Genomic DNA, 9,315 nt, shown 5'->3' on the forward strand with positions numbered 1-9,315 from the left:
ACCGCCGCCTCCACCTCGGCCCGCTGAATGCCCCCCGCAAAAGCATGCAATTCCTCGCGGAAGGCCAGAAAACCCAGCACCAGCGCACCCGCGAACAAAGCGGGCAGTACGATGCCCAGCCCACACAGCACGCCCAGCACATACACCGCCAGGGCCGCTACCTGGCTGGTGGCATCGCGGCTGTTTCTGAGCGAATAGACCGCCAGCCCCGCTACCGCTGCCAGCCCCACTACCGGTAACCAGGGAATCTGCGCGATGGCGCTTGCGCCGCCCAGGAGCCCGATCAGAGTGAAGGTTCGCACCCCCCCAATGGTGGACGCCTGGCGTTCTACCTGGGCTCGCTCGCGCTCGAGGCCCACCGCAAACCCGATCAGGGTGGCGGCCAGCAAATGCCACAGCAGATCTTGCACTCTTTAACCCTACTACGTTTGTGGGGGAACCATGCCTCTCGGGGGCAATCCACAGGCTCCTATCACAAAAGTGGAATTTGACTTTCGAGCAGGTACAAAATTGCCGAAGGGTTCTTTAGAAGCCGTCAGGCCGAAGAATCGGATGCGCTTGGATTCACCACATGCAGTGCAGTACAGCATAATCCCAGATTCGGTTAGTTCGTCCCCGAACGGGAGACGCTTTTTTCGCCGACCATCCGGGAGGGGTGTGCTCCAGGATTCAAAAAGAGAGCCTCGGGGTCTCCGGGTTGGAGGATGATCTTTTTGAATCCGGTATAAGACCCTTCACCCCGTTCAGGGCAACACGGGGTATCTTCTTAATTTCATGTCAGAGCTTCCCAGTCCATCAAACCATCGAACTCAGTTACCGGCTACGCAAAGATAATCATCGGTACCCTCAGTGGTTATCTTTGCGTAGCCCAGTGTACTCCCGTGGGCAGGAATCCTGACTCCAGCGAAGTGACCGCCGAATGTGCCCTGTAGCTGGTCAGGCCGCACTACCGCCCAGGCCCAGTAGAAATCACCACATTTACAGTGGTGCCTGCTCCTGGGCTGCTTTCCAGTCGGAAGCAGCCCCCCAGGCGCTCGATGCGTTCGCGCATAGAAACCAGGCCCAGGTGACCGGGATACTCGCGCTGGCTATCGAAACCCACGCCATCGTCGCGGATCTCGAGTTGCACTGCATCGTCCTCCTGGTGCAGGTGCAGGTGAACCCGGTTGGCTCTGGCGTGCCTGGCAGTGTTGTGGATGGCTTCCTGGGCTACACGGTAGAGGGCTTCTTTGGCTTCGAGGCTCAGCGCCGGTTCGGAGCATAGTTTGGCCTCGAGGTTGAGGCCATGCCTTACTCTGGCTGCCGCAATCTGCTTGGAGAGTGCAGCCACCAGACCTTCTTGTCTTAGTGACTCCGGGCGCAGCTCGAAGATCAGGGCCCGCATTTCAGCCATGGCCCCCTCGGCCAGGTTCATCACAAAATCCAGTGCGGCAGGGGCTTTTTCGGGGTTGCGGGCTAGCAGGGTTTTGGCGGTGCGTACCCCCAGCACGATGCCATAGATGGCCTGCGAGACCGAGTCGTGCAGGTTGCGGGCCAGTCTCTGGCGCTCCTCGAGGGCCGCCCTACCCTGGGCCTGGGCATAGAGGCGGGCATTGCGAATGGCGATGGCTGCCCGGCGGGCCAGCGAGGTAAAGACCCGCTGCTCTTCGTAACCCAGGGTGTTGGGGTGCAAACTGGCGATGCTGAAAACTCCAAATACCTCCCCGTTTTGCCGAATCGGGATATGCATAAAGGCCCGGATACCCTCCTGATCAGTAATGCGTCGTGCAACCCGCTCATCCAGATGGGCGTCCTGTACCACCACCAGCTCCCCGCGCTGGGCCGCATAGGCCAGCAGGCCTACTCGAGCGTACTCGTCCATGCGCTGAACAAACTGCGCTGTAAAGCCACGATGGGCACGGGTCAGCAGATGCTGTTGGGCCCTGTCCCAAACCAGGATGAAGCTTTTGTCTGCCCCCAGCAAATCTACACACACGTCGACCAGCGCTTGCAGAACCTCTTCTAGCTCGAGCGAGGCATGGAGTTTTTCGTCGGCCTGGTAGAGGGCCTCGAGACGCTTGCTTGCGAGGTGCACTCGTTCTGTGGGGTTCTGGGAAGTAAACCACTCACTCGCGTCCGTAGAGTGCGCCTCGAGACGCTTACTTGCGAGGTGCACTCTTTCTGTGTGGTTCTGGGAAGTAAACCACTCACTCGCGTCCATAGAGTGCGTCTTGTATCTTGTCCGGGCCAGGCGGGTCTCGGTGATGTCGTAAGCAATGGCCACCGCGTACATCTGGCCTTCAATCTCCAGATACTGGATCGAGCAGTCCACGTAGCACCAGCTTCCATCCCTGCACACTAAAGCAACCTCTCCGATGCCCGGCTGGACGGTGCGGTTCTGTCGGATCTGTTCGGCCACCCATTCGCGGTAGGGGGGGGCAACCCAGTCCGGGATGTCGAGCTGTAGCAACTCCTCTAGGCTGTAGCCCAGCAACTCCTGGGCAGTGCGGCTGGCCCAGACCAGCTTGCCCTCCCTCGAGGCGATTAAGAGGCAGTCGCTGGTAGTCTGTAAAAGCCCCACCAGGGTCTGGGAATCAAGCCGGTGCAGAAAATCACTCCAGCCCAATCAGCCCCTCCTTGACCGCGAACAGGGCGGCCTGGGTACGCGAGGACAGCCCGAGCTTTGAAAGCAGGTTGGAGACGTGGGTTTTGACGGTAAGTTCGGAAAGCTCGAGTTGCTGGGCGATGCGCTTGTTGGACAGCCCACGCCCTACCATACGTAGAATTTCGGTCTCTCGAGGGGTCAGGGCTTCGCGCATCTCGGAGGTGCGCACCTCCTGGGAGAGTCGCTTGGCTGCTTCAGGATGCAGGCGCACCTCGCCCCGACCTGCGGCATGGATGGCCTCCACCAGTTCTTCGGGGTGGGTATCTTTGAGCAAATAACCCATTGCGCCCGCGTGCATGGCTTCGACCACCAGATGGTCTTCCAGAACACTGGTAAGGGCAATTACCTCAACTTCGGGATAGCGTGCCTTGATCTGGCGGATAGCACTCACACCATCCCTCACCGGCATCAGCAAGTCCATCAGCACCACGTCGGGGTGCAGCTCGGCCACCTTGTCCAGGGCTTCCTGCCCGTTTTCGGCCTCGCCTACCACATGCAGCCCCTCGTCGGTTGCCAGAAACATCCGCAGCCCCTGGCGCACCACGGTATGGTCGTCCACCAGCAAAACCCCCAGGCTCGCCTTTGGGTTGGGGTTGCTCATGGATTCAGGGTACACCGCCGCTTTCAGGTCTACCAGTGACGTTTGGTTTTGAGTTCCTGTACAGAGAATTGACCCCCTGGGCTTTCGGACGGTTAACGACCCTTGCCGCCCAACCCAAACCGATGGGTAAGATAGCTCCTGTGCATAACGGTTCTGGTTCTCCCAATACCCACATTCGTACCCTGGGCACCAGCCATTTCTCGAGCCCCCTGCAAAGCCAGCGGGATGTGTTCGTGGAGGAGGATAGCCGGGTGCTGCTGGCTTCCATGCTGGATGAGCTGCAAAACCCACCTGCCACCTTCGAGTTAGCCGGCCCACGCCGCAAGATTTTTTTCAACCCCACCAAAATTGCCTGTGGCATCGTGACCTGTGGGGGACTATGCCCCGGTTTGAACGATGTGATTCGCTCGGTGGTGATGACTCTCAGTTATAGCTATGGGGTGGAGCGCATCTACGGGTTCCGCTATGGCTACGCCGGACTGGCGGCCAGCCTGGGCATCGAACCCCTGCTCCTGACCCCCGAGGTAGTACAAGACATCCACGACGATGGCGGCACCGTGCTGGGCTCCTCGAGGGGGCCGCAGGACTCGGGCGACATGATTGAACGCCTCCAGCAGATGGACGTGCGCATTCTGTTTGCGGTGGGCGGGGATGGCACCCTGCGCGGAGCCTCGGCCCTGGCCCAGGAGCTGCAAAATCGGGATCTGCCCATCAGCGTGATCGGGATTCCCAAGACCATTGACAACGACATCCACTGGATCGAGCGCAGCTTTGGCGTGGCCACTGCGGTCGAGGAGGCTTCCCGCGCCCTCGAGGCCGCCCACGCCGAAGCCCGTGGCGCGTACAACGGCATCGGGCTGGTCAAGCTGATGGGGCGCTATAGCGGCTTCATCACCGCCCACGCCACCCTGGCCAACGCCGATGTCAACTTCTGTCTGGTTCCCGAGGCGCCCTTTAGCCTCGAGGGGTTTCTGGCTGCTCTGGAAGAGCGCCTGTTGACCCGCCACCATGCAGTCATCGCTCTGGCCGAAGGAGCCGGTCAGGATCTAATCCAGGGAGAAGAAACTAAAGATGCCTCGGGCAACATCAGGCTCAAGGACATCGGGCTTTTCCTCAAGGAGGCCATCGGTCGCCATTTCGACCGGAAGGGTCTGGAAACCACCATCAAGTACATTGACCCCAGCTACATCATCCGCAGCGTACCGGCCAACGCAGTGGACTCAGAGTTTTGCCTGGCCCTGGGGCAACATGCCGTCCATGCCGGCATGAGCGGGCGCACCGAGGTGATGGTGGGTTACTGGAATCAACGCTTTACCCATGTGCCCATCGCACTGGCCACCCAACAACGCAAGCAGATTGACCCCCAGAGCGAACTCTGGCAGCAGGTCTTGGGGGCCACCGGGCAGCCCAGAGGGATGTGAGGTGACACGCAAAAAAGTGTTCGTCACTGGGCGGTTTGCTGGACTGGTAGAAAAGGTATGTCGGAGCGGACTGGGTAGAGCACTATCCATGTGTTCTGGAGGACAGGTTCAAGACCACCACCCCACGATAATCAAACAATGCCCAGGGCCATTACCTCGTTCACAGGCTCTTTGAGCACCCGCCAGCCCCGACCCGACTGTATGAGCGGTATTGAGGGGAGTGGTTTTATGAAAACCGCTCTATCTAATCCGTTTCGGGCTTCTGTGTACAATACATAGCAATGATTCGCATCCTGCTTGCCGACGACCATGCGTTGTTTCGTCAGGGGCTCAAGAGTTTGCTCGAGGCCGAGCCAGACTTCAAGGTCATGGGTGAGGCCAAAGACGGGCGTGAGGCCCTGCGCCACGCCCTCGAGGCCCACCCCGACATCATCCTGATGGATATCCAGATGCCCGGCCTCGACGGAGTACAGGCCACCCAGGAAATCCTCAAGGAATGGCCAAAAGGCAGGGTTATCATGCTGACCATGTACCGCCAGGACGGGTACGTCTTTGAAGCGGTTAAGGCAGGAGCACGGGGCTACCTGCTCAAGGATGCCGACGCCAAAGAACTGCTGGAGGCCATTCGGAGGGTCTACCAGGGCGAGGTCTTGCTGGATCCCGAGATGGCCGAGCAGATCATCCAGGACTTCAAATCCAAGCAAGAAGTCACCCCCAAAGATCATGCCGAACTCTCCGAGCGGGAGGTGCAGATCCTGAGACTGGTAGCCCAGGGCTACACCAACCTCGAGATCGCCTCCGAACTGTCGCTTTCGGAAAAAACCGTGCGCAACCGCCTTTCTGACATATTCCAGAAGCTCCACCTGAACAACCGCACCCAGGCTGCGCTCTATGCGTTGCGCGAGGGGCTGGCCGAAAAGAACGACGAGCAGTAGGCAGCAGACAGGCCACCCAGAACCGGGGGAACCGTGGCCCAGAGTATGCCGCTATCGCTACGCGATCATCCCGCAGCCTGTATCATCAAAACCAGATGGGCGACTTCCTCACCGAAACCTCTCTCGATCCTGTAGCTCTACTGGCGGAATTCGCCGAGATCGGCGGGGACTCTGCCCGTGGGGTCTGGGTTGCTCGGCAGTTGCAGGCCCAGGGACTGGCGCCCCATACCGACGAACAGGGCAGTGTTTGGGCGGGCTCCGGCCCTACTTTGCTGGTGGCCCATATCGACACGGTGCTCAGTCCAACACCCTTGCGGCGGGAGAAGAACCGCTGGTATGGCCCGGCGGTGGGTGACAATTCTTCGGGGGTAGCGGTCTTGATGGCCCTGGCTGGGGGGCTGGTAGCCCGGAACTGCACGGTGGCTTTTAGCGTGGGTGAGGAGGGGTTGGGCAACCTGCGGGGCGCTCGGCATCTGGTGAAGCACCTGCGTCCCCAGCAGATGATCGCAGTGGATGGCTATCTACCCGGCATTGTCCATCGCTCGGCAGGCTCACACCGGATGCGGGCTCATTTTATCGGCCCAGGTGGCCATGCCTGGGGTGACCGCGAGGTGTCCTCGCCGGTGCCAGCGCTGGGGCAGGCCCTTGCGCAGATGTATGCCCTGGAACGCCCCAGCGACACCAGCCTGAATGTGGGCCGGCTGTGGGGCGGCGAGGCCATCAATGCGATCCCGCGCGAGGTAGGCTTCGAGCTAGATCTGCGGGCGCTGGAAGCCTCGGTGCTGGATCACAAGGCCCTCCAGGTACGGGAAATCTTGATGGAAGCGGCCCGCCGATTCAACATTCGCCTGGAAATTGAAGTCCTGGGGGAGCGCCCGGCGGGCATGACGGCTACCCATGCCATGACGGAAGCGGCCCGCCGGGCCTTTGCTGAAATTGGCCTCGAGGCCCAGTTTACCGCCGGCTCCACCGATGCTTCGGCTGGCATGGAAGCAGGCATCCCAGCCATTACCCTGAGCGCCTATGCTGGAGGCGGTGCCCACACCCCCGAAGAATGGGTAGAGCCCGAATCGCTGCATCTGGGGGCCAGTGCCCTGCGCAGTTTTGTGGAGCGCCTGCTGGCCAACAGCTAGAGCAGTTCTGGGAATATCTTTTGGGTTTGGTCAGCCCCAAATGCTGCCTGCTCCCAAAACATAACGATCCTGTAACGATGGTTCTGCTACCCTCTGGCAGAGGCGAGGGAGTTATGACGAAAGCCAGAACCTTTCTACTGCAACTGTGGCAGGATCAGCGCGGTCTGTGGGCGGTGATTAAGGATGAGGAATGCGGGCGACTCCATCAGTTTGAGAGCCTGGATGCCCTGGTTCAATTTCTGTCGCAGGGCGGTGTGAGCCCGACCCCAAACGTTGAGGCCTGGGAGCACCCGATGGGTGCGCCTGCTCTGGCCCTGAAATCCTGATTTTGGGCCAGGAGCAGGAAGTGAGGGACAAACCGTCTCATCTTCAGTCATGGCATTGAGGGCTTAATCCCGGTGCTCCAGCCTGAAGCGCAGCACTCACCGGGGCGCATCATTGCTCAGAGCCCCGGTCTGGCTTAGGATATTCCGGTGCGTATTGGCCTGTTGGACAGTTGGTTGAGCAACCGCTATCTGCCCTTCTGGGAACCCTATTTGCAGGTGCTGGACATAGAAATCGTTCATCCTGAAGAGGCTTCTGTTCAGCTTCCCCTGCCCTTGCCGATTCGGCGGGTTCTGGGCCAGGTTTTCAGCTTGAAAAACCAGAGGGTGGACTTCTTGCTGTTGCCGGATGTGCAGCTAGGCGTCGAGGCCGGCAAGGGCAGCCCCTCTCCCTGGATGGTGGATCTGGACGCGACCCTGGGGCGGTTGGTGCCGGGGCTGCCGCCAGGGCTGGTGGTTCCCGCCGAGCTTTCCCCGGAGGTGGCCGGTCTGGCTGCCGAAATCGGACAGAACCTGACCCGCAACCCCATGCTGGCCCGGCGAGCCCTGGAGCGCACCAAGCGCCTGCTCAACCCCCCATTTAAACCCCCCAAACAATCCGGAACCCGTCTGATTGGGCTGGTAGCCCAGCCCATGCTGACCGACGACCCAGTCTGGCTTGCAGACCTTCGGGCTGCGCTGGCCGAGCACGGGTTGAGCCTGTTCCTGGCCGACAAGGCCCCTACCGAACTTCGCCAGGAAGGGGCCAGTCTTGGGCTGGGACTCGAGCTTCCTACCGACCTCGAGGCCGCCGGAATGCACCGCTACCTCTCGAGGCTGGGCAAGATCCAGGGCCTGCTCTACGTACATGACCCCGAGTACCTGCCCCTGCCCAGGCCAGTACGCAGGCTATTGAAAAAATCCGAACCAGCCAAGCCCTGGCGGATGGTAGGCCTCGAGGCCCCCTGGGGTGGGGTTGCGCTCGAGCTAGCCAAAGACCTCGGGGTCTGATACACTCGAACTTCTGTGCTCCTACGCCGGCCCCGACCATTCAAACAGGTCTGATCTCACGCTCAGAAAACATTGGGAGGAATAATGTGATCCAGATGCAGGCATTCCCCAGAACTGACCGGTCAGTTTTTGGCCCCCTCAGAGCTTTAATGCCCTACCTGCGGCGCTATGGCCCCCAGTACCTGTGGGGCATGCTGGCCGGAATTGCCTCGGTAGGCGCAGCAGCCCTGTCACCCTACTTCCTGCGCCATTCCATTGATGCCATTCGTGCCGAAGAGGCGTATCAGATCTGGGTCTGGGCCATTGTGGGCGCGGCGGTGGTCTCGGCATTTTTCGCCTGGGCCAACCGGCAACTGCTGGTGGTGGCCAGCCGCTACATTGAACACGATCTGCGGATGGATCTGTTCAAAAAAGCCCTTTGGCTGGACAGCTATTTCTACGGCAAAAACCGCATTGGCGACCTGATGAACAAGTTCACCACCGACCTCAGCGCGGTGCGCGAGATGCTGGGCGGCGGCATCAACATGGGCAGCCGCCTGCTGATGTTTGTGGTCTTTGCCATCGTGGCTATGTACCTGGTAAGTGTGCCGCTGGCCCTGGCTCTATCGTTGGTGCTGCCGGTGATTTTTGTCATCATGTACTACGTTCTGCGGCTAATAGACCAGCGCTACCGCGAAAGCCAGGAGTCCTTCGACAGGATTTCCACCCGGGCGCAGGAGAACTTCTCGGGAATACGCGTGGTTAAGGGCTTTGCCCTCGAGCAGCGTGAACTCGAGTCTTTCCAAACCCTCAACAAAGACTACATCGCCAAAAGTCTGGCCCTGACCCGGGTAGACGGCCCGGTGCGGGCCTTGATGGGGCTTTTGATGGGTATTGCAGCCCTGATCGTACTGTGGATGGGCGGGGGCATGGTCATCCGGGGCGAGATGACCGCCGGGCAGTTTGTGCAGTTCAACGCCTACCTGATGATGCTGGGCTGGCCGATTGTGGGCCTGGGATGGACCCTCACCATCTTCCAGCGGGGCTCGACGAGCTACAGGCGGCTGGAAGAGTTCTGGCTCGAGCCGGTGCGGATAAGAGACGCGGAGGGTCAAGGATCGAGGGTCGAGAGCCAAAGGATTGGGGAGCAGAGGCTGGAGGCTGGTGACCACACCCCTCAACCCCCCGACCCCCTTCTCCCGCGAGGGGCGAAGGGGGTGGCTGATACTGGTATCACCCCTCAACCCCCCGACCCCCTTCTCCCGCGAGGGGCGAAGGGGGTGGCTGAT

9 protein-coding genes are annotated in these 9,315 nt (G+C 60.5%); 6 read left to right on the forward strand and 3 right to left on the reverse strand.

Features of this window, described 5'->3' with window-relative positions; translation table 11 throughout:
* The 3 genes from Q0288_RS05945 to Q0288_RS05955 all read right to left on the reverse strand — a co-directional run.
* On the reverse strand, positions 1-410 hold a 410-nt coding region (locus Q0288_RS05945; RefSeq protein WP_299428624.1), incomplete at its 3' end, for an MgtC/SapB family protein.
* 536 nt (positions 411-946) lie between these two features.
* Positions 947-2,605 (reverse strand): GAF domain-containing protein, encoded by a 1,659-nt coding sequence (locus tag Q0288_RS05950; protein ID WP_299428627.1) that lies wholly within the window; start codon positions 2,603-2,605, stop codon positions 947-949.
* Positions 2,592-3,245, reverse strand: coding sequence for a response regulator transcription factor (locus Q0288_RS05955; RefSeq protein WP_299428630.1), 654 nt, complete (start codon positions 3,243-3,245; stop codon positions 2,592-2,594). Before Q0288_RS05955 ends, Q0288_RS05950 begins: the two co-directional genes overlap by 14 nt.
* A gap of 140 nt (positions 3,246-3,385) precedes the next feature.
* Here Q0288_RS05955 and Q0288_RS05960 point away from each other — a divergent pair, with 140 nt between their 5' ends.
* The 6 genes from Q0288_RS05960 to Q0288_RS05985 form a co-directional block, all read left to right on the forward strand.
* A complete protein-coding gene (locus Q0288_RS05960) occupies positions 3,386-4,666 on the forward strand; it encodes an ATP-dependent 6-phosphofructokinase (RefSeq protein WP_299428632.1) in 1,281 nt (426 codons plus the stop codon).
* Positions 4,667-4,947: 281 nt separating this feature from the next.
* On the forward strand, positions 4,948-5,601 hold the full coding sequence (locus tag Q0288_RS05965) for a response regulator transcription factor (protein ID WP_299428635.1): 654 nt from the start codon (positions 4,948-4,950) through the stop codon (positions 5,599-5,601).
* Positions 5,602-5,696: 95 nt separating this feature from the next.
* On the forward strand, positions 5,697-6,734 hold the full coding sequence (locus Q0288_RS05970; protein WP_299428638.1) for a M20/M25/M40 family metallo-hydrolase: 1,038 nt from the start codon (positions 5,697-5,699) through the stop codon (positions 6,732-6,734).
* 113 nt (positions 6,735-6,847) lie between these two features.
* Positions 6,848-7,060, forward strand: a complete 213-nt coding sequence (locus Q0288_RS05975; RefSeq protein ID WP_299428641.1) for a hypothetical protein — start codon at positions 6,848-6,850, stop codon at positions 7,058-7,060.
* Between the two features lie 147 nt (positions 7,061-7,207).
* The gene (locus tag Q0288_RS05980; protein WP_299428644.1) at positions 7,208-8,047 is read left to right on the forward strand and encodes a hypothetical protein; all 840 of its coding nucleotides are present in this window, start codon (positions 7,208-7,210) and stop codon (positions 8,045-8,047) included.
* A gap of 149 nt (positions 8,048-8,196) precedes the next feature.
* The coding region (locus Q0288_RS05985; protein WP_299428647.1) for an ABC transporter transmembrane domain-containing protein at positions 8,197-9,315 on the forward strand (1,119 nt) is incomplete at its 3' end.

Origin of the sequence: uncultured Meiothermus sp. (assembly GCF_937863175.1) — a bacterium.
Taxonomy (GTDB): Bacteria; Deinococcota; Deinococci; order Deinococcales; family Thermaceae; genus Meiothermus.